At 59.4% G+C, this 20,885-nt stretch carries 18 protein-coding genes; 12 read left to right on the top strand and 6 right to left on the bottom strand.

Going from position 1 to position 20,885, the window contains the following annotated elements; all coding sequences use genetic code 11:
* Positions 1–147: 147 nt before the first annotated feature.
* From exaC to E2F43_RS17475, 3 genes are all read left to right on the top strand, one after another.
* Positions 148–1,668 carry an acetaldehyde dehydrogenase ExaC gene (exaC, locus tag E2F43_RS17485; protein ID WP_133215073.1) on the top strand — a complete coding sequence of 507 codons (1,521 nt, stop codon included), beginning with the start codon at positions 148–150 and terminating at the stop codon, positions 1,666–1,668.
* Positions 1,669–1,809: 141 nt separating this feature from the next.
* Positions 1,810–2,940: an Rv3169 family protein gene (locus E2F43_RS17480; protein WP_133215071.1), complete on the top strand. Its 1,131-nt coding sequence runs from the start codon at positions 1,810–1,812 to the stop codon at positions 2,938–2,940.
* Entirely contained in the window at positions 2,940–3,806 is an 867-nt protein-coding gene (locus E2F43_RS17475) for a ThuA domain-containing protein (protein WP_133215224.1), read from the top strand. The genes E2F43_RS17480 and E2F43_RS17475 overlap by 1 nt, the downstream gene beginning before the upstream one ends.
* Here E2F43_RS17475 and arfB read toward each other — a convergent pair.
* The 3 genes from arfB to E2F43_RS17460 form a co-directional block, all read right to left on the bottom strand.
* Positions 3,803–4,222, bottom strand: a complete 420-nt coding sequence (arfB, locus tag E2F43_RS17470; protein ID WP_133215069.1) for an alternative ribosome rescue aminoacyl-tRNA hydrolase ArfB — start codon at positions 4,220–4,222, stop codon at positions 3,803–3,805. The two genes, E2F43_RS17475 and arfB, sit on opposite strands and share 4 nt — an antisense overlap.
* A 19-nt stretch (positions 4,223–4,241) precedes the next feature.
* Positions 4,242–6,056, bottom strand: a complete 1,815-nt coding sequence (recQ, locus tag E2F43_RS17465) for a DNA helicase RecQ (RefSeq protein WP_133215067.1) — start codon at positions 6,054–6,056, stop codon at positions 4,242–4,244.
* A gap of 134 nt (positions 6,057–6,190) precedes the next feature.
* A complete protein-coding gene (locus tag E2F43_RS17460) occupies positions 6,191–6,868 on the bottom strand; it encodes a response regulator (RefSeq protein WP_420820782.1) in 678 nt (225 codons plus the stop codon).
* A gap of 274 nt (positions 6,869–7,142) precedes the next feature.
* Here E2F43_RS17460 and E2F43_RS17455 point away from each other — a divergent pair, with 274 nt between their 5' ends.
* Positions 7,143–7,805 (top strand): DUF2057 domain-containing protein, encoded by a 663-nt coding sequence (locus E2F43_RS17455; protein ID WP_133215065.1) that lies wholly within the window; start codon positions 7,143–7,145, stop codon positions 7,803–7,805.
* A 276-nt stretch (positions 7,806–8,081) separates the two neighbouring features.
* Here the strand turns inward: E2F43_RS17455 and E2F43_RS17450 are convergent, their stop codons facing one another.
* Positions 8,082–9,182: a porin gene (locus E2F43_RS17450; protein WP_133215063.1), complete on the bottom strand. Its 1,101-nt coding sequence runs from the start codon at positions 9,180–9,182 to the stop codon at positions 8,082–8,084.
* Positions 9,183–9,445: 263 nt separating this feature from the next.
* On the opposite strand from E2F43_RS17450, the gene E2F43_RS17445 reads away from it, so the two are divergent.
* From E2F43_RS17445 to E2F43_RS17410, 8 genes are all read left to right on the top strand, one after another.
* Complete coding sequence (locus E2F43_RS17445; protein WP_133215061.1) at positions 9,446–9,715, top strand: DUF4212 domain-containing protein; 270 nt, start codon at positions 9,446–9,448, stop codon at positions 9,713–9,715.
* Positions 9,716–9,726: 11 nt separating this feature from the next.
* On the top strand, positions 9,727–11,463 hold the full coding sequence (locus E2F43_RS17440) for a sodium:solute symporter family protein (protein ID WP_133215059.1): 1,737 nt from the start codon (positions 9,727–9,729) through the stop codon (positions 11,461–11,463).
* Positions 11,464–11,690: 227 nt separating this feature from the next.
* Positions 11,691–12,158: a hypothetical protein gene (locus tag E2F43_RS17435; protein ID WP_133215057.1), complete on the top strand. Its 468-nt coding sequence runs from the start codon at positions 11,691–11,693 to the stop codon at positions 12,156–12,158.
* Positions 12,159–12,163: 5 nt separating this feature from the next.
* Positions 12,164–14,068, top strand: coding sequence for a DUF294 nucleotidyltransferase-like domain-containing protein (locus tag E2F43_RS17430; protein WP_133215055.1), 1,905 nt, complete (start codon positions 12,164–12,166; stop codon positions 14,066–14,068).
* Entirely contained in the window at positions 14,068–14,736 is a 669-nt protein-coding gene (locus E2F43_RS17425; RefSeq protein ID WP_133215053.1) for a 3'-5' exonuclease, read from the top strand. Before E2F43_RS17430 ends, E2F43_RS17425 begins: the two co-directional genes overlap by 1 nt.
* A 112-nt stretch (positions 14,737–14,848) precedes the next feature.
* Positions 14,849–15,916, top strand: coding sequence for an efflux RND transporter periplasmic adaptor subunit (locus E2F43_RS17420; RefSeq protein ID WP_165954383.1), 1,068 nt, complete (start codon positions 14,849–14,851; stop codon positions 15,914–15,916).
* Position 15,917: 1 nt separating this feature from the next.
* Positions 15,918–19,043, top strand: a complete 3,126-nt coding sequence (locus tag E2F43_RS17415; RefSeq protein WP_133215049.1) for an efflux RND transporter permease subunit — start codon at positions 15,918–15,920, stop codon at positions 19,041–19,043.
* Positions 19,037–19,468, top strand: coding sequence for a VOC family protein (locus E2F43_RS17410; protein WP_133215047.1), 432 nt, complete (start codon positions 19,037–19,039; stop codon positions 19,466–19,468). Before E2F43_RS17415 ends, E2F43_RS17410 begins: the two co-directional genes overlap by 7 nt.
* Here the strand turns inward: E2F43_RS17410 and E2F43_RS17405 are convergent.
* Together E2F43_RS17405 and E2F43_RS17400 are read right to left on the bottom strand one after the other, a co-directional pair.
* Positions 19,465–20,223, bottom strand: a complete 759-nt coding sequence (locus E2F43_RS17405; RefSeq protein WP_133215045.1) for an NAD(P)-dependent oxidoreductase — start codon at positions 20,221–20,223, stop codon at positions 19,465–19,467. The two genes, E2F43_RS17410 and E2F43_RS17405, sit on opposite strands and share 4 nt — an antisense overlap.
* A complete protein-coding gene (locus tag E2F43_RS17400; protein ID WP_133215043.1) occupies positions 20,220–20,825 on the bottom strand; it encodes a TetR/AcrR family transcriptional regulator in 606 nt (201 codons plus the stop codon). The genes E2F43_RS17405 and E2F43_RS17400 overlap by 4 nt, the downstream gene beginning before the upstream one ends.
* Positions 20,826–20,885: the final 60 nt, after the last annotated feature.

Raw genomic sequence — 20,885 nt, 5'->3', positions numbered from 1 at the left:
AGCGCTCATTACAGTGCTTTCAGGCAGTGATTATGCAAGCGTGAGCGAGGATACCAACGGAGCTGGGTGACGGGGCGACGCGCGGGCAGGCGGAGAGAATTGGTCTATAGTGAAAAGCGTGGTTTATCAATAACAAGGAGCAAGACCATGTTGTATGCAATGCCTGGCAGCGAAGATGCCCTGTTCGACTTCAAGCCCCGATATGAAAACTTTATCGGTGGTGACTGGGTCGCACCGGTAGAGGGTCGGTATTTTGAAAATATTACCCCGGTCACCGGTGCCGCTTTTTGTGAGGTACCGCGGTCCGGTGACGCCGACCTGGCAAAAGCCCTGGACGCGGCCCATGCCGCGGCCGATGCCTGGGGCAGGACCTCGGCGGCAGAGCGTTCCAATATATTGCTCAAGATCGCCGATCGCATTGAAGCCAACCTCGAAACCCTGGCCTACGTGGAAACCTGGGAGAACGGCAAGGGTATTCGCGAAACCCTTAACGCGGATATCCCCTTGTTGGTCGATCATTTCCGCTATTTTGCCGGCTGTATCCGCGCCCAGCAGGGCAGTGCGGCGGAAATCGATGCCACCACGGTGAGCTATCACTTTTACGAACCCCTGGGCGTGGTCGGGCAAATCATCCCCTGGAATTTCCCCCTGCTGATGGCGGGATGGAAACTGGGCCCGGCGCTGGCAGCGGGCAACTGTGTGGTGTTGAAGCCCGCAGAGCAGACGCCGGTGTCTATTCTGGTGCTGGCAGAGATGATTGGCGACCTGCTGCCCGCGGGGGTACTGAACATTGTGAACGGCTATGGTGAGGAAGTCGGGCAGGCACTGGCAAGCTCCGACCGTATCGCCAAGATCGCCTTTACCGGGTCGACCGCGGTAGGCCACAAGATTCTCGCCAATGCGGCCAAAACCCTGATTCCCTCTACCGTCGAGCTGGGCGGCAAGTCGCCCAATATCTATTTCGAGGACGTGATGCAACAGGAGGACGACTTCATCAGCAAATGCGTGGAAGGGGTTCTGCTGGGCTTTTTCAACCAGGGCGAGGTGTGCACCTGCCCCTCACGAGCGTTGATACAGGAGAGCATCTACCCCGAGTTCGTGGAGAGGGTACTGGAGCGGGCGAAACACATCAAGCAGGGCAATCCGCTGGATACCGAAACCATGGTGGGGGCCCAGGCCTCACGGGAGCAATTTGACAAGATCATGAGCTATATGGAGGTGGCCCGACAGGATGGCGCCCGGATTCTCCTGGGTGGCGACAAGGCGGTGGTCGGCAGTGATATCGCCGGCGGGTATTATGTGCAGCCCACCCTGCTGCAGGGTACCAACGATATGCGGGTCTTCCAGGAGGAAATTTTCGGCCCGACCCTCGGCCTCACCAGTTTCAAGGACGAAGAGGAGGCCCTGGCCATTGCCAACGCCACCGAGTACGGCCTGGGTTCCGGTGTCTGGACGCGGGACAGCAATCTGGCCTTCCGCATGGCCCGCGGAATCAAGGCGGGCAGGGTGTGGATGAACTGCTACCACGCCTATCCGGCCCACGCTGCCTTTGGCGGTTACAAGAAATCCGGCATCGGCAGGGAAACCCACAAAATGGCACTGGAGCACTACCAGCAAACCAAGAACATGCTGGTCAGCCACGATATCAACCCCCTCGGCTTCTTCTAGCGGACAGGGCCCAGACCTGGCAGGCGCTCCCGGGATTTCCGGGGGCGCCATTCTGTCGCTGACGGTACAAATAGATGGCTGGCCAGACCTGGCCGAAGTATTTACTATACGACTGTACAGTTAAATATAACGAGGCCTGTCATGCTGTCAAAATTCGATGATTATCCGATTCACCAGACCGCGGAACCGGTGTTCCACACCGCCTCCAGTGATCGATTTCACTATGACCGTTACTGGTACAACGGCCATGCCCGCGACGGCAGCTTCTACTTCGGCGTCGGCCTGTGCCGCTACCCCAACCTGGGCATACTGGACGGCTCCCTGAGCCTGGCGATTGACGGCAGGCAATATGCCTTTCACGGCTCCTGCCGGGCTCCCCACGAACCCACGGACCTGACCATTGGTCCCATGGAATTGCAGATACTGGAGCCTATGGGCCGCCACCGCCTGCTTATCGCCGAAAATGAAACCGGTATATCCTGCGACCTGGTGTTCACGCCCCGTACCGCCTGTATCGAAGAGGGCAGGCAAACCCTGCGCAATGAGCGTCACCTGGTCATGGACGCCACCCGCCTGGACCAGTTCGGTTTCTGGGCCGGCTGGATCCGCTACGACGGCAGGGAACTGAAGGTCGATGGCGAGACCACCTTCGGTCTCAAGGATCGTTCCTGGGGCATCCGCCCGGTGGGCGATGCCTACACCGGAGGGGCGCCACTGGCGGAATTCCAGGCACTGCACTTCAACTGGGTGCCGATTCACTGGGAGGATGAATGCAGCCTGGCCGGCTGGTTTGAGGATGCGGCCGGGGAGCAGTGGCACACCGACCAGGCCTTCCTGCCCCACTACGCCAGCGTGGACGCCATACCGGGCACCAATGATCCGGCAACCCGGGTCTGGAAGGGCAGGGTCGATCACCGCTTGACGATGATTCCGGGTACCCGGCGAGCCGGTTCGGGGGTGATTACCATGAACGACAGGTCAGGGGAGTCGCTGGAAATCACCCTCGAGCCTGTCATGTGGCACCGCATGAAGGGGTTGGGTTACCAGCATCCCGAGTGGGGGCACGGCAAGTGGCACGGTGAGCTGAAAATCGCCGCCGAGAGCTGGACAGATGCCGACCTGGACCCACTGGCCCTGGAGAACCTGCACATACAGCAGGTCGTGGTGGCCCGCTGTGGTGACCGGGTGGGTCACGGCGTGCTGGAACAAATGCACATCGGTCCTTCCGCCAGCCATGGTTTCAGCGACTGGTTCGATGGCGCCAAAGCGTGATGGTGAAAATCATTTCCAGACTGTTGCTGGTACTGGTCCTGCTGCTGGCGCTGGTCCTGGCGGGTGTCTGGTACATCGGCGCCTGGAACCTGATTGTGCCCAATCACTCCCACGACACGGCGGCGCCGGTCATCCCCGGGGAAGTCAGCGAGCCGGCCATTCTGGTATTCACCAAAACCAACGGCTTTCGGCACAAGGATGGTATTGCCGGTGGCCTGGTGGCGCTGCGGCAGATAGCGGGCAAGCGCGACTGGTCGCTGTATGCCACGGAAAATGGCGCAGTATTTAACCGCGAGCAGTTGTCCCGATTTGCCGCCGTGGTCTTTCTAAACACCACCGGGGATACGCTGAACGCAGAACAGGAACAGGCCTTCCAGGTCTGGCTGGAGTCCGGCGGCGGCTGGCTGGGCATTCATGCGGCAGGCGACGGTTCTCATAGTGACTGGGATTGGTACCTGGAAAAGCTGATCGGCGCCCGCTTTACTGCCCATATCCTCGGACCGCAGACCCAGCAGGCCACGGTCGTGAGCGAACAGCCCGAATCCCCGCTGCTGGCAGGACTGCCCCCGCAATGGCAGCACGAAGAGGAGTGGTATTCCTGGGAACAGTCGCCCCGCGGGAATGGCTTTGATGTGCTGGCGGTCGTCGATGAGAGCAGTTATACGCCGGTGCAGAAACTCCTGTGGAAAGAATATGACCTGCGCATGGGCGATCACCCGGTCGTCTGGAGCAACTGCGTCGGGGAGGGTAAGACCCTCTACAGCGCCATGGGACACTGGGGCTCTGCATTCGCCCAGCCCCAGCACCTGCGGCTGCTGGAAAATGGCCTGGCCTGGCTGATCGACAGGAGCGCTGACTGTCGCTAGTAATCAACCTTTCCACGCGTGGATTTGAGCTGGCCGCGCTTGGTCTTGCTGTCCATGCGTTTCTTCTGGGAACTGCGCGTGGGCCGGGTGGCTCGGCGTTTTTTTGCGGTAACCGCGACACTGCGGATGATGTCCCGCAACCTGTCCAGGGCGTCCTCCCGGTTGCGGTCCTGGCTGCGGAAGCGCTGGGCCTTGATGACGATAACGCCATCGCCGGTGATGCGGCTGTCCCGCTTCTGCGCCAACCGTTGTTTGTAAAAATCCGGTAGCGATGAGGCCCCAATGTCAAAGCGCAGGTGGATGGCGGAGGAGACCTTGTTGACGTTCTGCCCGCCGGCGCCCTGCGCGCGAATAGCCTGAATCTCAATCTCCTCCAGCGGCAGGGTGACATTGCTTGATATCTCCAGTCCACTCATGGGTAATCCTGTAGTAACGCTAGCCGAGCGCCGCGCTTTCAGCTGCGAGGTGGTGTTCAACAACCTGGATGAAGGACTCCCCGTACTTGTCCAGCTTGCGTTCGCCGACGCCCGACAGGCGGCCGAACTGGGCGAGATTTCGCGGCCGTATCAGGCATATCTCCTGCAGCGTTCGGTCGTGGAAGATAACATAGGGCGGGACGCCCTGGTCCTCGGCGAGTTCGCGGCGCCTGTCCCTCAGCGCTTCCCACAGTTCGACGTCGATATTTTCCGGCAGTGCGGTCCGGGTGCGTTGTTTGCCCTGTCCTTTTGCGGCGTCGCGCCGTAACTGGATGTTCTCTTCCCCCCGGAGCAGGGGTCGGCACTGCTCTTCGAGGCACAGGGCGCCAAAGCGATCCATGTCGACCCGCAGGTAACCCCGGGCCACCAGCTGACGGAACACGGACCGCCACTGATTGGCGTCCAGGTCCTTGCCGACGCCATAGGTCGGCAGCAACTGGTGGTCGAACTGGTGGATTCTTTCCGCTTCACTGCCGCGCAACACATCCACCAGGTGATTGACCCCGAAGCGCTGGCCGGTGCGGTAGACCACCGACAGGGCCTTGCGAGCCGCCTCGGTACCGTCCCAGGTGGCCACCGGGTCGAGGCAGCTGTCGCAGTTGCCACAGGCGTGTTGCAGATGCTCGCCGAAATACTTGAGCAGGCTTTGCCGCCGGCAGGAGGTTATTTCACACAGGCCCAGCATGGCGTTGAGCCGGTGCTGCTCGGCGCGCTTGTGCTCTTCACTGCCCTCGGAGCCTGCAAGCATCTGCCTGAGTTTGATCACATCCTGGAGGCCGTAAACCATCCAGGCGTCAGCCGGCGCTCCATCGCGACCGGCGCGGCCTGTTTCCTGGTAGTAAGCTTCCACGGTTTTGGGCATATCCAGGTGGGCGACAAAGCGGACGTCAGGTTTGTCGATACCCATTCCAAAGGCCACCGTGGCCACCATGATGACGGCGTCTTCGCGCAGGAACCGGGACTGGTAATCCGCCCTGATGGCGGCATCCAGTCCGGCGTGATAGGGCAATGCATTGAAGCCCTGATCCTGCAGCCAGAAGGCGATGTCCTCGGTTTTCTTGCGCGAGAGACAATAGACGATGCCCGCATCCCGGGGGTGTTCGTCCTGTAGAAACCGCAGTAGTTGCTGTTTGGCGTTCTGCTTGAGCCCGATCCGGTAGCGAATGTTGGGGCGGTCAAAGCCGGCGATAAACTGCCTGGCTGCCCCCAGGTCCAGCCGCTGGATAATTTCTTTCCGGGTGCGCTTGTCCGCCGTTGCAGTGAGGGCGATGCGGGGCACATCCGGAAATTGCTCGTGCAGCAGGCTCAGTTGCAGGTAATCAGCCCGGAAATCGTGCCCCCACTGGGACACGCAGTGGGCTTCATCAATCGCGAACAAGGCGAGGGGAGCCTGCTGCAACAGGGCGTGGGTACGTTCCTGGGTCAAGCGTTCCGGTGCGATATAAAGCAGGTCCAGTTGTCCCTGCAACAGGTCCTCCTCGACCTCCCGGGCCCGCCCCGAATCCAGAGTGGAATTGAGAAATGCAGCCCGCACGCCCACCTGCTGCAGGGCGCTGACCTGGTCCTGCATCAGGGCGATGAGCGGTGATATCACCACGCCACAACCGGGCCGGGCAAGTGCCGGAATCTGGTAGCAGAGGGACTTGCCACCACCCGTGGGCATCAGCACCAGCGCATCGCCACCAGCGATCACGGTGTCGATGATATCACCCTGGGGCGGGCGAAAGCTGTCGTAGCCAAAGGTGTTGCGGAGGATGTTCAGGGCGCTGGTCATGGTCGGCGAGTATAACCCATGATCCAGCGCAGCGCGGCATCACGAAGCAGAAGGGGGAGGGCATCTGCGCCCGGGGGTGAAACTCAGGGAACAGTGCGGCGGCTCCCCTGGCGGCCGGTAGAGAACCAGCCTGTTCAGCAGGGTGGGGTAGTCAGGTCCTCGGGGGGATCAACTGAGAGACTGCCCAACGCCAGCACCGCCTGGGTGCGGGAGTGCACGCCCAACTTGCGAAAAATCTCTGTCATGTGGGCTTTGATGGTGGCTTCCTTGACATCCAGTTCGTAGGCTATCTGCTTGTTCAGCAAGCCCTCGACCAGCATGGAAGCTACCCGGAATTGTTGTGGGGTGAGGCTGGCCAGGGCTTCCGCCACGTCCAGTGACTGCAGGCTGGCACCGGCAGCGGTAGCATCCAGTCCGGGGTGCAGCCCTCGCTCCCCCGCCATCACCCGGCTGATACAGTCCTCCATCGCCTCAACGCCCGTGGATTTGGACAGAAAGCCCGCTGCGCCATGATCGATGGCACGGCGAACTGTCTCCGGGTGAGAATTGGCGGACACCATAATCACCGGTGTGTGCGGGCGCTGGCCGATAAACCATGACAGGGCGGAAAAGCCGAGGGCACCCGGCATGTGCAGATCCAGCAGCAGCAGTGACAGCCCGGGTTGTCGCTCGACCTGTCGCTGCAATTCGCCGACACTGGCCGCCTGCTGGAGTTCGGCATCGGGATAAATCTGTCCGAGAACCTGCTTCAGTGCGGCGCGAAAAAGTGGATGATCGTCGGCAACCAGGATGGAACGAGTTTGCAAGCTCAAGAGAGTTAGTCCGCTGTTATTATGCGGCTATTGTCGCGAAGCGCGGGTGGCCTGTAAAGCGCCATAAAAAAACCGGGCACGGGGCCCGGCGAAGGCAGAGACCGGTAACGGTCTTCTGTGGGGGTGAGAGTTAACCGACTACAGTGTAGGGGCGGCTGGAAAAATCGGCATTCGACTTTGGTCGAGAAAATGCAGTTGCTTGGACTAATGTCTAATAATATTCCCCCGGACAAAGTACATTATGGGCAGACACACCCGGTAAAAGGATAAGAAAATGAAAACATCTGTTTCTGCGGCAGTGGCGATCGGCGCAGCCCTGACATCTTCGCCACTGTCCGCGGCCAGCCTGACGATACCCATGGCCTTTGAATTCATCGCCCTGAATGGCCAGATGATTGAGCGCAGCCTGGTTATGCGCAAGGACGAACTGCAGTTTGCCCCCGGTCACCACGAGATTGCCCTGCGCTATTCAGACATGATCGAATCTGACTTCAACGACACCCCGGAGTCGATCAGGTCGGCCGCTTTTATCATCACCCTCGATGCATCCGATGACGGCGACTATGTGCTGGTGCCCGCGGGCGGCGAGGTCATCCGGAATCCGAGGGAATTCGCCGCAGCCCCCGAGGTCGTTATCACCGATGAGGATGGCGCCGCGGCGAAGTTTACCTTGACCCGGACCGACGTGACCCGTGATTTCGCTGCCAGCCTTTACGGAAACGAAACCCGGGTGGGGAGCGATGAATCCCCTCCAGCGCCGGCCCCGTCAGCCTCTGCCGACGTGGTTGAGAACGTATTCGGCAAGGCTCCTGCCGCGGCGCCGCTGCCCATCGATACCGCCGGCGCGTCACCGGCGGACATGTTGCAGCTATGGTGGCGGCGTGCTGATGAGAAAACGCGCAAGGAATTTCTTGGCTGGGCGATCGACCAGCTCTGAGTAGTACGTCATGGCGGGTTGTCAGGCCAACGTGGAGAGACAGGCAAAAAAAAGGCTCATCGCGCATTTCCGGGGAGGGTGCCTTGCTGACTGATCGGACACCGCAGTCGTGGTATACCCCCGAAGTGAGTTAAAGGGGGTTCGAACGCAGGGGGTATACCACGACTGCAGTGGCCGCTTAGCCAGAGAGTCTGGCCAGCTGACCCTCCCCGCTTATGTACGAGGAACCAAAAAAAGGCTGGCCCCGTCGGGCCAGCCTTTTTTCAGTCCGAGGGCCTAGATACCGAACTTGAAGGAGACCTGGAAGTAGTTGGAGTCGCCGGTCTCACCCAGATCGTCATCGACCGAGAACTGGCCCAACTCGCCGCCCACCGACAGGGCCGGTGTCAGCTGGCGGATCAGGTTGACACCCCAGTGGGAGCGATCGAGCTCCAGTACATCGGTGGTGGCTTCGCCGTAGTAGAGAGTACTGCGCCACTTGTCGCTCCACAGGTGACGGTAGGCGATTGTAAAGGCGGTGGTGTCTTCGACCTTCTTTCTGCCGCTGTCGGGATCGAGAACAATGTCCCTTACCATTCCTGCACCAATGTAGCGGCCGGACTCGCCCACGTTGACCTGGAAGCGAATATCGTCTTTGCCGATATTTATCTTGCCGCCGATGTTACCTGCAATTGCACTCTTATCGACACCGCCCTGTTCGAGCTTGCGCGCGAGTACGCCGGCCTGTACTTCACCCCAGTCACCTTTGAAGGCGTAGGTGGCGACCAGGTCTGGGATATCCTCATCGTTATCGATGCCGGTGGAGCCGCCGCCGTTGGAGTTAACACCGGTGGGCGTATCGCCACCCCAGGTCTCCGGGTTTTCCAGCGCAATGCTGAAACCGCCGGTGGAATAGCGAATCATCGGCTGGCGGATAAACACCTCACCGACAATCGGGCCGCCGAAATCCAGGGCGTCCGGGAAGGCCTTGAGCGGGGTGAAGGTGGACCAGAACTGCCCTGCCCGCCAGCCCTTGTAATCGATAAACGCATGGCGCAGGCGGGGATTGGTGCCGTTGGTGGCGACCTCGTTACCGTCGCCACCGTAAAAGTCCATCTCGATGAATGCGGTGACGTCACCGTGGGTGTACTTGGTGTTGAAGCGAGTTTCCTTGACGTTGAAATGGGTCTTGGAGGTGTCTTCAAACCCCGGGTTATTGCCGCGCCAGTAATCCTGGTAGCCGATATCACCGTCTACGTAGCGCACATCGGCCTTGAGGTAGCCGCCGAAGGTGAGTTGGTTGCCGTCGCCCAGATCGAATGTATAGCCTGAAAAAGCGTGCGGTGCCGAGCACAGTGCGACAGCAGCGGTGAGAGTCTTGATTTTTATGTGAGACATAACCTTCTCCGTGTGTGGTCGATTGACCCGGACAGAGTCTGCCGATTTTGGTTTAAAACCAATTGGACTTTGGTCGATCGACCTTGGTCGGCAGGGAAAGCCGTCGACCAAGGTCTAATTTATCGGTTTGCTAGCAAAGTGTGACTATAGGCAGGGTAAGTCGTCCGTGGTCTCGATAGACCAAGGTCTAAGAGTAACTACACCCGTCCCGGAGTACCATCCGGGTGGCATGTAACGATAACAACACCGACAGGAGGTGTGTGATGTCCCCATTAAACGAAGATCAGGCGAAGGAGTACTGGCGCCGCAACTTGTCCCTTATGGTCAAGTTGATGGTGATCTGGTTCGTCGTCAGCTACGGTTTCGGCATAATCCTTTTTGATGTCCTCAACCAGATCCAGATCGGCGGCTACAAGCTTGGCTTCTGGTTTGCCCAACAGGGCTCCATCTACGTGTTCGTAGGATTGATTTTCTACTACGCGAAAAAAATGTCTGCGCTGGACCGTGAGTTCGGCGTGGAAGAAGACGAATAGGAGAGCCCGACATGGAACTTCAAACTTTAACGTATATCGTAGTGGGGCTGACGTTCTCCCTCTACATTGGCATTGCCATCTGGGCCAGGGCGGGAACCACCAAGGATTTCTACGTCGCTGGTGGTGGTATTCATCCGGTACAGAATGGTATGGCGACCGCGGCGGACTGGATGTCTGCGGCATCGTTTATATCCATGGCCGGCCTGATTGCACTCAGCTACGGCGGCTATGGCGGTTCGGTGTTCCTGATGGGCTGGACCGGCGGTTATGTGATTCTCGCCATGTTGCTGGCGCCCTATCTGCGCAAGTACGGCAAGTTCACCGTGCCCGAGTTTATCGGTGACCGCTTCTACTCCAAGTCGGCGCGGGCGGTGGCGGTAGTCTGCCTGATTATCTGTTCAGTGACATACGTCATCGGCCAGATGAAAGGTGTGGGTGTCGCTTTTTCCCGCTTCCTGGAAGTGGACTACGACACCGGACTGTATGTGGGTATGACCATCGTGTTCTTCTATGCGGTACTGGGTGGCATGAAAGGCATTACCTATACCCAGATCGCCCAGTACTGTGTGTTGATTCTGGCCTATACCATTCCCGCTATCTTCATCAGCCTGCAACTCACCGGTAATCCCATTCCCCAGTTGGGCCTGGGTAGTACTCTGGTGGGTACAGACGTGTATCTGCTGGACAAGCTGGATATGGTGGTGACGGACCTGGGCTTCAAGGAGTACACGACCAACGTGCGCCTGAGTGGCATCAATATGTTCGCCTACACCATGTCGCTGATGATCGGTACTGCGGGCCTGCCGCACGTCATCATCCGCTTCTTCACCGTACCCAAGGTCAAGGATGCACGGTCCTCGGCTGGCTGGGCGCTGGTGTTCATCGCGATTCTTTACACCACCGCACCTGCGGTTGCTGGCATGGCTCGCCTGAACCTGATGCAAACCATCGAGCCGGAACCCGGTAACTACCTGGCCTATGAAGAGCGCCCCGAGTGGTTCAAGAACTGGGAGAAGACGGGTCTGCTCCAGTTCGAGGACAAGAACGGCGACGGTTTGATCCAGTACTCTGCCGACACGGCCACCAACGAGATGGTGAAAATCGACAACGACATCATGGTGCTGGCCAACCCCGAAATCGCCAAACTGCCCAACTGGGTTATTGCCCTGGTGGCAGCGGGCGGTCTGGCGGCGGCATTGTCGACAGCTGCCGGTCTGCTGCTGGCGATATCCTCGGCAATTTCCCACGACTTGCTCAAGGGCATGATTGCACCGGATATCAGTGAAAAGGCAGAGCTGAACGCATCCCGTATCGCCATGGCGGTAGCGATTGCCGGAGCCGGCTATCTGGGATTGAATCCGCCCGGATTCGCGGCGGGGACGGTGGCCCTGGCCTTTGGTCTGGCGGCGTCCTCGATATTCCCGGCATTGATGATGGGTATCTTCTCCAAGGGTATCACCAAGGAAGGCGCGATTGCTGGTATGGTTGCCGGTATCAGCGTTACCCTGTTCTACGTGTTCCAGCACAAGGGCATCATGTTTATCCCGGGAACCGCGTTCCTGGGCGACACGCCGGCCAACTGGTTCATGGGTATTGAGCCCAACGCCTTCGGTGTGGTCGGTGCAGTGGTGAACTTCGCTGTCGCCTTTGCCGTTTCCAAGGTGACTGCGGCGCCTCCCGAGCATGTGCAGGAAATGGTGGAGCATATCCGGATCCCGGTGGGGTCAGGAGAGGCCACTGGCCACTGACACATCCGGGTTGTTCATGGGGGGTGCCGCGTTGCGGCACCTCCTTTTTTCGTTGTGACTTTTACCCAATCTGTATTCTGTGGTCTTTTCGCTGCGTGCAGATTGTGCAACAGTCATTACGCCAATGCGGTCGTGGCATCCCGCTGAGCCAACGCTGGCTTGTGGGTGTTCTGAGCGCAAAGGGCAGGGACAGTGCCTGGGGCGTATACCGGGGGTAGTGGAGCATTATGTTCAAGAATAAACACGTGATCATCGCCATGATAGTGGCACCCATTCTGTCAATTCTCGCCTGGATTGCGGTTGGCCAGTTTACTGGCGAGCAACCCCAGCCGGCGAAACCCGGTGAAACCTATCCACTGGTTGAAAAGAGTAATTGTCGCTATAACAGCGGTTCCTGCGACCTGGAGAACGAGGACTTCAGGTTGAGACTGACCCTGCAGCAGGGCGTGACGGGCCCCGAGTTCCTGTTGAGTTCTTCCCATGCCCTGGAGGGAGCAGTGCTGGCAGTCGGTGACGCCGGCTCGGCGCCTGCGCCCGCTGCCATGCGAGCGACCGATGGCCAGGGCCTCGAATGGCGCATTGTTCTGGCGGAAGTACCCGCCCCAGGGCAGCGAATTCGTTTGGTGGCCCAGGCGGGCGGCAGCAGCTATTTCGCAGATGCGGCGACCACGTTTCTGCAGCCAGCTGATGGTTAAGCGCAATGAGTGCCGAGCAAACCGCAACAGCGCAGTCTGAAAATTCCCGAGAGCCATTTCCGGGGCTGGATACACCCGAACTGGTAACCATCGCCGAATTTATTCGCCAGACCCTGCCATTCAATGATCTTGCAGCGGAGCTGCTGTGCCCGGTGGTCGCAAAAATACTGGTGCAGTACCACTGCAAGGGAGAAAGTTTTGACGCCACGACCGAGGCCAGGGGGTTGCGAATCCTGCGCAGCGGGGCGGTAGAGCTTCGCGATAGCGATAACAAACTGCTTGATCGCCTGGGTGAAGGCGAGAACTTTCACATCGCCGGGCTGAACGCGGAGCGGGGCGAGGTAATCGCCACGGTGATTGAAGACGCCCTGATTTATTTCGTTCCCGATGACGTTTACCGGTCACTGCGCGAGCAGGATCGGCATTTCGATCGCTATTTTTCCGGGCAACGTAATCGTCGCTTGCGCCGTGCCGCTCGTTACCAGCCCGAGCCTAATACCATGATGCAGGAAGTGCGCACGGTGATGAGTACCGACCTGCTGACGGTAAAACCCGGTGACACGGTTCAATCGGTGGCTCAGGCCATGTCCGCGCGCAGGGTTTCATCCGCGTTTGTGGTGGAGAACGATCAATTGCTGGGAATTGTCACTGATCGTGATTTGCGGGTGCGGTTTGTCGCTGCCGGCCTGCCCCCGGATACCCTGGTGAGTGAGGTCATGACCGCGGATATCGTGTCTGTAGATGGCTCCGCGACCCTGTTCGCCACCACGTTGCTGATGACCCAGCGCCGGTTTCACCACCTGCCGGTAAAGATAAATGGTGAGACCCGCGGCATTGTTACCACATCTGATCTCATCCTGGCGAAACAGGACGATCCGGTGTACCTGGTGCAGCATATCTCCCGGCAACAGGATGTAAACAGCATCAAGGAACTGGTTTCCGGTATGGCCAACCTGATGGTGCAGTGGGTCAACGCCGGCATGCGGGCGCAGCAGGTCAGCCAGGTGCTGACCGCGATCTCCGATGCCATTACCGTTCGGTTGATTCAGCTTGCCGAAGAACAACTGGGGCCGGCCCCCGTGTCCTGGTGCTGGACCGGTTTTGGTTCCCAGGCCCGCGGCGAACAGTTGCTGGGTGCCGATCAGGATAACGGGCTGGTGATTGCGGACGAGGTGACGCCTGAACAGTTGCCCTGGTTTGCACAGCTAGCCGACTTTGTCTGTGATGGCCTCGATGAAGTGGGGTATGTCTATTGCCCCGGCGGGATCATGGCCAAAACCGATGAGTGGCGGCAACCGCTGTCCATCTGGCAGGAGACGGTGCGCAAGTGGGCCCGTTCGCCCACGCCGGATGCGGTGATGCGGGTCAGTATATTTTTTGATATTCGCTGCATTTATGGTGACTGCAAGCTCGCCGAAGCCTTGCAGGAGACAATGCTTGACCAGACCTCGCGAAATTCGATTTTCCTCGCGGCGCTGGCCGCCAACGCCCTGGACAGCAAGCCGCCGCTGGGTATTTTCCGCCGTTTTGTGGTGGACCGGGATGGCGAACACCGCTCGGAACTCGACCTGAAAAAGCGGGGTGTACTGCCGGTCACCGAAATCGTCCGCCTGCATGCCCTTGCCCACAAGATCAGAGCCGTAAATACCGACGAGCGATTGAAAGCGCTGGCGGCTGGAAAACACCTGACCATTGCCGGCAGCCGTAACCTGGCCGATGCACTGCATTTCGTCCAGCAATTGCGCATCAAGCACCAATGCGATCAGATCGTAAAGGGCGAAAAAGTATCCAACTTCCTGAATCCGCGGGACCTGCCAAAGATGGCCAAGGAGCAATTACGCGATGCCTTTACCATTATCGACGAAGCCCAGTCCTCAGTTCGCCAGACCTACCGGGCGGGAATGGGGTGATGTGGCGGCTTCAGCTGCGCCGACTCCCTTATCGGAAACGGATAGCGGGCACAGCGCTGCAGGCCTGCTGGCACGCGCCCTTGCCGTCCACTTCGAGCGACTGGCGGGAAGTATCTTTCCTGGTGGTGGACGCGGAGATGTCGTCACTGGACGCCAGCACCGGTGAATTACTCAGTGTCGGCTGGGTTGTGGTGCAGCAGGGATCAATCTCACTGGCAAGCGCCGAGCATCACCTGATCAGGGCGGAGAACTCCGTTGGCCAGAGCGCCACTATCCACAACCTCCGCGACCACGACCTGGTGGATGCCCGCGAGCGGGAGCAGGTGCTGGAACACTTTCTCGAGGTGGCTGCGGGCAAGGTACTGGTGTTTCATAATGCGGTACTGGACCTGGCGTTTCTGAACAAGATCTGTCGTCGCTATTTTCACGCCCCCTTGCTGATGCCGGTGGTGGATACCCTGTTGCAGGAAGAATCTCTGCTGCGACGTCGCGAACAGGCGATCAAGACCGGTGAACTGCGCCTGCAGGCTTGCCGCGATCGCTATAATCTCCCGCGTTTTCATGGGCACAACGCTCTGCTCGACGCCCTGGCCACTGCAGAATTGCTGATAGCGATGGCCTCACATCGGGCCGCCGGCAAGCAACTGCCCCTCAGGCAGTTGCTGTAATCGGCAAGAATTAACAAAACTTTGCGCGGTTTACTCACCCAATCGGGTCGTTCTTGCGTACCATAGTCATCCCCCAGATTTCTCTCGATCTTCACAGGTGGTTATGACCCGGTTGTTCAAAAATGTAGTGCTTCCACTGGCAGTGGTGGCGATCGCGGCAGCTGTCTCGCTGGCTATCATCTCCTCCCGACCAGAACTTCCCAGGCGTGAAAGCATTGAAGTTGTGCCCCTGGTCGAGGTGGTGACTGTGCAACCCGGTCCAGTGGCAGTCACTATTGAGTCCCGTGGCATCGTGACTCCCCGGCGATCCATTGACCTTGTCAGCGAGGTTTCTGGCCGGGTGGACTGGGTGGATTCGGGTTTTCTCCAGGGTGAGGCGGTCAGCGAAGGCCAATTACTCCTGCGTATAGATCCTATCGATTATGAGGTGGCTCTTTCTACCGCTGAAGCGTCGCTGGCCAGTGCTGAGTTGGCCCTGGCGGAGGTCAAGGCGCTGGTCAAAAAGGCCGCGATCGCCGAGGCGCAGGCGGGAGTTACCGCCGCGCGTGACAGGCTGCGGCAGGCGAAGGTCGACCTGGCCAACACCGAGATAAGGGCGCCTTTCAACGCGGTGGTGGATATCAAACAGGTAGATGTGGGGCAATATGTGACGGCGGGCTCCTCGCTGATGAAATTACTCAGTACTGACGTGGCTGAGGTTCGTCTGCCGCTGCTGGCATCCGACGTGCCCTACGTTGACTACGGACAGTATGACGACGGTACCTGGCCTCAAATCATGCTGACCGCAAGCTTTGGCAATATCAAGCACAGCTGGCGGGCCCGGTTGGCCCGCCTGGAGCGACGGGTGGACGAGGAGACCCGCGTGTTCTTCGTGGTCGCACAGGTTGATGAGCCTTACAGCCGGTCACTGCACAGCCATATTCTGGCCCTGGGCCTGTTTGTGGAAGCCAGTTTCGCCGGCATAGCCATCGACGATGCGGTGAAGATACCGCGCTCCGCGTTGCACCAGTCAAGTTACGTCTACCTGGTGGAAAACGGCAGCCTGCAGCGTCGGGAAGTCACGCTGAGGCGGCGCGAAAGTGACAGCGTGATTGTTTCCGGCCTCGAAGCCGGCGATCTACTGGTGCTTACCCGCCTGGATCTGATGGTTGATGGAATGCCGGTCAGGATGCTCGACTGACATGGGACAGGAGAAAGGCATAATCGCATGGATGGCCAACAACCCGGTCGCGGCCAATCTGTTAATGATCGTGGTGATGATAGGCGGCCTGGCCGCGATCAATGATCTCACCAAGGAAGTGTTTCCCAGTTTTCCCACGGAAATGGTCACGATCACCGTGCCCTATCCCGGCAGTTCACCGGAGGAAGTTGAGGCCGGCATTGTGCGCATTATCGAAGAAGAACTGCTGGACCTTGTGGGCGTGAAGGAAATTTCATCGGTGTCCACAGAAGGCTCGGGCACAGTCACGGTGCAGATGGAGGCCGGCACGCCGATGTCACGGGCGCTGGTGCAAATCAAGACCCGGGTAGACGGCATTGCCTCCTTCCCCGCCAACGCGGAGGAGCCCATTGTCGATGAGGTCCTCTACCGCACCCGGGCCATGAACGTCAGTGCCTATGGTGACCTCGATGAGTTCCAGCTGAAGGAATTGGCCGACACCGTGCGCGATGAGTTATTGATGATCCCGGGAATTACCCAGGTTGCGACCCGCGGTGTGCGCGATTACGAGATTTCCATCGAGCTTTCCGACGCCGCTTTGCAACGCTATGGCCTGAGCTTTGACCAGGTGGTCGCTGCGATTCAGTTGCGTTCCCGGGACCTGCCCGGCGGCAAGCTTCGCACCAGCGACGGATCCATCACCCTGCGTTCCATGGGCCAGGCTTACACCGCAGCGGAGTTCTCCGAACTCAACCTGGTGACTCGCAGCGACGGCACTTCGCTGAAACTGGGGGATATCGCCACTGTGCGCGACGGGTTCGAGGATCAACCCGTGCTGACTCGCCTCAATGGCAAGCCCTCCGTCACCCTGGTGGTTGACCGGGTGGGCGAGCAGGATGTGCTGGCGATGACCGACAACATCAAGGCCTACGTCGCGAAGAAGCGGGCAAACCTGCCCCCGGGTGTGGAACTGACCGCCTGGGCTGATCGCAGCGTTATCCTCAAGGGACGCATCAACCTCATGCTCAAGAGTGCGGCCCAGGGGGCGGTGCTGGTGATGATATTTCTCGCCCTGTTCCTGAATACATCGCTCGCCTTCTGGGTCATTCTTGGCGTCCCGTTTTCATTCCTGGGTGCGCTGCTGGTGATGGACGTATTCAGTCTGGGAGCGAGCATTAATGTGTTTTCTGTGTTCGGCTTCATCCTGGTGCTGGGGATGTTGGTGGACGATGGAATCGTTACCGCCGAGAGCGCCTATGCGCAACTGGAGGACGAACAGAACGGCGTGGACAGCGTGGTTCGCGGCGTGCGCAGGGTTGCCGTGGCAACCATTTTCGGTGCGCTGACGACGATGATCGCTTTCGCGCCCGCGGCTCTGCTGACAGAGGGTATAGGCCGGCTGGTGTCGGTGCTTGTCCCGGTGGTAGTCCTGAGCCTGTTGTTTTCACTGATCGAGACCAAGTTGATATTGCCGGCCCATTTGCGCCACATCCGTATTGACCACAGCCGGCCTGATCGCAGAACGCCACTGGGCTTCCTGAAAAGTGTCCAGCAAGCCTGTTCGGGGGGGCTATTGCGATTCAGCGAAGAGATTTACAAGCCCTTGCTCGTCCGGGCGGTAGAGTACCGCTACTTCAGCCTGGCGGTTTTTTTTGCGGGGCTGATGCTGTGTCTTGCGTTGGTGCCCGCCGGAATTGTTCGCTTTGTGTTTTTCCCCTCTGTCCCCTCCGACTCCATCCAGATTGACCTGAAAATGCCCAACGGCACCTCCTGGCAGAAAACCCACGAATACGCCCTGCGTATCGAACAGGCGGCCAGGGTCATGAATGAGCGCTATCTCGCCGAGACCGGCAGTGAGCAGGATGTCATACGGGAAATGCTCACTCTCTCGACCAATGATACCGAGTCAGAGCTTTGGTTGGACCTGCTGCCCAGCGAGCAGCGAACGGTGTCGTCGGTGACGATGGCTGGCTGGTTGCGCGAGGCGCTGGGGGAGCTTTCAGGCATCCAGTCACTGATTGTTGACGCCAACGCGGGTCCTTCGGGGGCACCCGTTGACGTCGAGTTGTCCGGTGACGATCTCGAACAGTTGCGAGCGGCAGCCCGGGAATTGAAGCTGGCGCTCACTCGCTTTGACGGCCTTTCCGATATTCGCGATACCTTTGACGCGGGCGGTCCGGAACTGGATATCCAGGTGACGGCTGAGGGCGAAGCACTGGGGCTGGGACAGGTCGAGCTCGCGCGGCAGGTGCGACAGGCGTTTTTTGGTGCGGAAGTACAACGAGTGCAGCGGGGTCGTCACGAGGTACGGGTGTACGTCCGCCTCCCGGCGGAGCATCGCAGGTCGCTGAACGCCCTGCATTCCCTGTGGATCGATGTGCCGGGCAGGGGCAAGGTGCCCTTTGATGTGGTGGGCACCGCCGAGGAGCGCTCGGGTGTCAGTGTGATCAATCGCTTCAATCGCCAACGGGTCGTGAACGTATTGTCCGACCTGGATAAAACCCGGCTGGAGCCGGGGGAGGTCAACGCCCAGATTGTGCGAGAGGTGTTGCCGCCGATTCTGCAAAAGTATCCTGCGGTCAGCCACCGGCTCAGTGGCCAGGCAGAACAGCAGGCTGAGTCGACCAGTGCCCTGGGCCTGGGGTTCGTCGGGATCCTGGTGATGATTTACGCAGCGCTGGCAGTGCCGCTGCGCAGCTATGGGCAACCGATAATCATTATGTCGGTGATACCCTTTGGTCTCACGGGGGCGGTAATGGGGCATTTCATCATGGGCAATGATGTGAGTATTCTGTCGATGATCGGGATGATTGGATTGACCGGTATTGTGGTAAATGACAGCCTGGTGCTGGTAGATCACATTAACCATCGCCTGGAGAAAGGGCGCGAAGCCTGGCAGCAGGCGGTGGTCAATGGCGCGGCAAGGCGATTCAGGCCGGTTGTGCTCACCTCTATCACGACATTCATAGGCCTGGTGCCAATTCAGCTGGAGACGGCGATCCAGGCCCAGTTCGTCAAGCCGATGGCAATTTCCGTGGCCTTTGGCGTCCTGTTCGCCACCTTCGTCACCCTGGTCCTGGTGCCGGTGTTGTATTTTGTCGGACGTGATATCAAAGCTTTGTTCGTCAGGGAGGCTCCAGCATGTTGACCCCATTCCACATAGCCGTAGCGGTGCGTGACATCGAGGAAGCCAGGGCATTTTACGGGGCGGGGCTGGGGTTCGCCGAGGGCCGCAGTAGTGAGCAGTGGATTGACTTCAACATGTTCGGACACCAGTTTGTGACTCACCTGAATCCCCGGTTGGGCGCACGAGGCTCGGTCGCATCCATTTCCAATGCGGTAGACGGGCATGGCGTACCGGTGCCACATTGTGGCGTGGTCCTGGAATTCGAGCCCTGGCTGGCGTTCGCCGAGCGGGTGCGGGGTGTAATCAGCGAGTTTATTATCGAGCCCTACATCCGCTTCGAAGGACAACCGGGTGAGCAGGGCACCATGTTCTTTGCCGACCCTTCGGGAAATGCCCTGGAATTCAAGGCTTTTCGTAACATCGCTGCACAACTGTTCGCGCGCTAGCGCGACACGCTATAGACAAAAGGCGCCTGCTGGATATAGGTGGGATCTGCTACCTGGTCTAAGAGGAAATCCGCCAGCTCTCCGGCATTCAGGCTAAACCTTGCCGGCGTCTGCAGCGATGACCGGGCTTTTCCGCCCGCAAACCCCGACCCGATGAGCGGACAACGCACGACGGTCCAGTCGATCCCAGTCGCTGCAAGTAGCGAATATTCTTTCTGCCGGTCCCGCAGCAAGGTTGGATAACGCAGTCGCGCCAGTTGCCGAGTGGCCCAGCCGACGACATTTCTCCGGTCCTGCGGCGTCACCACGCCGGCACCAGAGACCACCAGATAGCGCTGTATTCCCTGATCATGCATTGCCGCCACCACGTTACGGCTGACCGAAGTGGTCAGGTCCGCCGGCGCGTTGGCGCCAGGCCCGATGGCGCTGATGACCACATCGCTTCCCCGCAGCAGGGTATTGATGACTTGCGGATCCCTGGCGTCGCCCACAACAACGGTAATCCTGTTATTCAGGTAGTCGAGCTTTTCCGGCGAGCGTGACAGGACACGCAGGGGATATCCCCGCGCTATCGCCCGCTGAAGAATGTGGCCACCGACCATACCCGTGCCACCCAGCAGGGCGATCGTGGTGGGTTGCGAAACGGGTGCAAGCCCGCTGGCGATTTGCTCCGGTGCAAGCTTTTGCTGACTGCTGCAGGCAAGCAGCTGCAGGATTAGCAGGAAGGCCGCGGCCCGTTGTAGCCGCTTTTTCATGCGGGCTGGGCGGTCAGCTCCCGCCAGAACATGCTCGCCGCCTGTTCACAGACGGGATCCATTGCCCCCGACTCAAGATAGATGCCGTCTATCAGCAGCCGGCTGAGGCCGTGCAGCGTGCTCCAGGTCACCTGGGCGTAACGCAGCGGGTCCAGATCGGGATTGACAAAGTCCTGGCCCAGCCATCCCCGGGCCTGGTCGAGATAAAAGCGAAAGGCGCCATGGGCCTCCTTTTGCAGGGTCCCGGTGATGTGTGATGATTTCCACAGGTGGCTGCCGAACATCAGGTCATAATACTCGGTATTCTCAATCGCAAATTGCAGGTAGTCGCGGATAAACCGTGCCAGCCTGTCCCTGGACAGCTCCCTGCCGTCGAGGGTCAGGACACCCACGAAGCGACGAAAGCCCTCCTCGGCGATGGCGCAGAGCAGGTCCTGCTTGTCCTTGAAGTGGTGGTAGGGCGCTGTGCGGGAGACCCCGGCTCTTGCCGCCAGGCGGCGCATGGACAGCCCCTGTTCACCTTCTTCGCGCAGCAGCAATGCCGCTTCATCCAGCAGCGCACGGCGCAGGTCGCCGTGGTGATAGCTGTTTCTTGAGTTCATGACCGCAAGCTAGCAAGGTATCTTGACACTGTCAAAATACATCTGTACATTCCCCTTCTA

This window comes from Seongchinamella unica (genome assembly GCF_004354085.1).
Taxonomy (GTDB): domain Bacteria; phylum Pseudomonadota; class Gammaproteobacteria; order Pseudomonadales; family Halieaceae; genus Halioglobus; species Halioglobus unicus.
The sequence above is the reverse complement of the archived record's forward strand: the minus strand, read 5'-3'. Positions and strand labels throughout refer to the sequence as shown.

Coding starts and splice junctions, on each gene's coding strand:
- E2F43_RS17475 (WP_133215224.1), top strand. CDS start 2,940: ATGGTGAAAATCATTTCCAGACTGTTGCTGGTACTGGTCCTGCTGCTG.
- E2F43_RS17455 (WP_133215065.1), top strand. CDS start 7,143: ATGAAAACATCTGTTTCTGCGGCAGTGGCGATCGGCGCAGCCCTGACA.
- E2F43_RS17425 (WP_133215053.1), top strand. CDS start 14,068: ATGTGGCGGCTTCAGCTGCGCCGACTCCCTTATCGGAAACGGATAGCG.
- E2F43_RS17435 (WP_133215057.1), top strand. CDS start 11,691: ATGTTCAAGAATAAACACGTGATCATCGCCATGATAGTGGCACCCATT.
- E2F43_RS17415 (WP_133215049.1), top strand. CDS start 15,918: ATGGGACAGGAGAAAGGCATAATCGCATGGATGGCCAACAACCCGGTC.
- arfB (WP_133215069.1), bottom strand. CDS start 4,222: ATGAGTGGACTGGAGATATCAAGCAATGTCACCCTGCCGCTGGAGGAG.
- E2F43_RS17400 (WP_133215043.1), bottom strand. CDS start 20,825: ATGAACTCAAGAAACAGCTATCACCACGGCGACCTGCGCCGTGCGCTG.
- E2F43_RS17405 (WP_133215045.1), bottom strand. CDS start 20,223: ATGAAAAAGCGGCTACAACGGGCCGCGGCCTTCCTGCTAATCCTGCAG.
- E2F43_RS17450 (WP_133215063.1), bottom strand. CDS start 9,182: ATGTCTCACATAAAAATCAAGACTCTCACCGCTGCTGTCGCACTGTGC.
- E2F43_RS17480 (WP_133215071.1), top strand. CDS start 1,810: ATGCTGTCAAAATTCGATGATTATCCGATTCACCAGACCGCGGAACCG.
- E2F43_RS17410 (WP_133215047.1), top strand. CDS start 19,037: ATGTTGACCCCATTCCACATAGCCGTAGCGGTGCGTGACATCGAGGAA.
- E2F43_RS17430 (WP_133215055.1), top strand. CDS start 12,164: ATGAGTGCCGAGCAAACCGCAACAGCGCAGTCTGAAAATTCCCGAGAG.
- E2F43_RS17445 (WP_133215061.1), top strand. CDS start 9,446: ATGTCCCCATTAAACGAAGATCAGGCGAAGGAGTACTGGCGCCGCAAC.
- exaC (WP_133215073.1), top strand. CDS start 148: ATGTTGTATGCAATGCCTGGCAGCGAAGATGCCCTGTTCGACTTCAAG.
- E2F43_RS17440 (WP_133215059.1), top strand. CDS start 9,727: ATGGAACTTCAAACTTTAACGTATATCGTAGTGGGGCTGACGTTCTCC.
- recQ (WP_133215067.1), bottom strand. CDS start 6,056: ATGACCAGCGCCCTGAACATCCTCCGCAACACCTTTGGCTACGACAGC.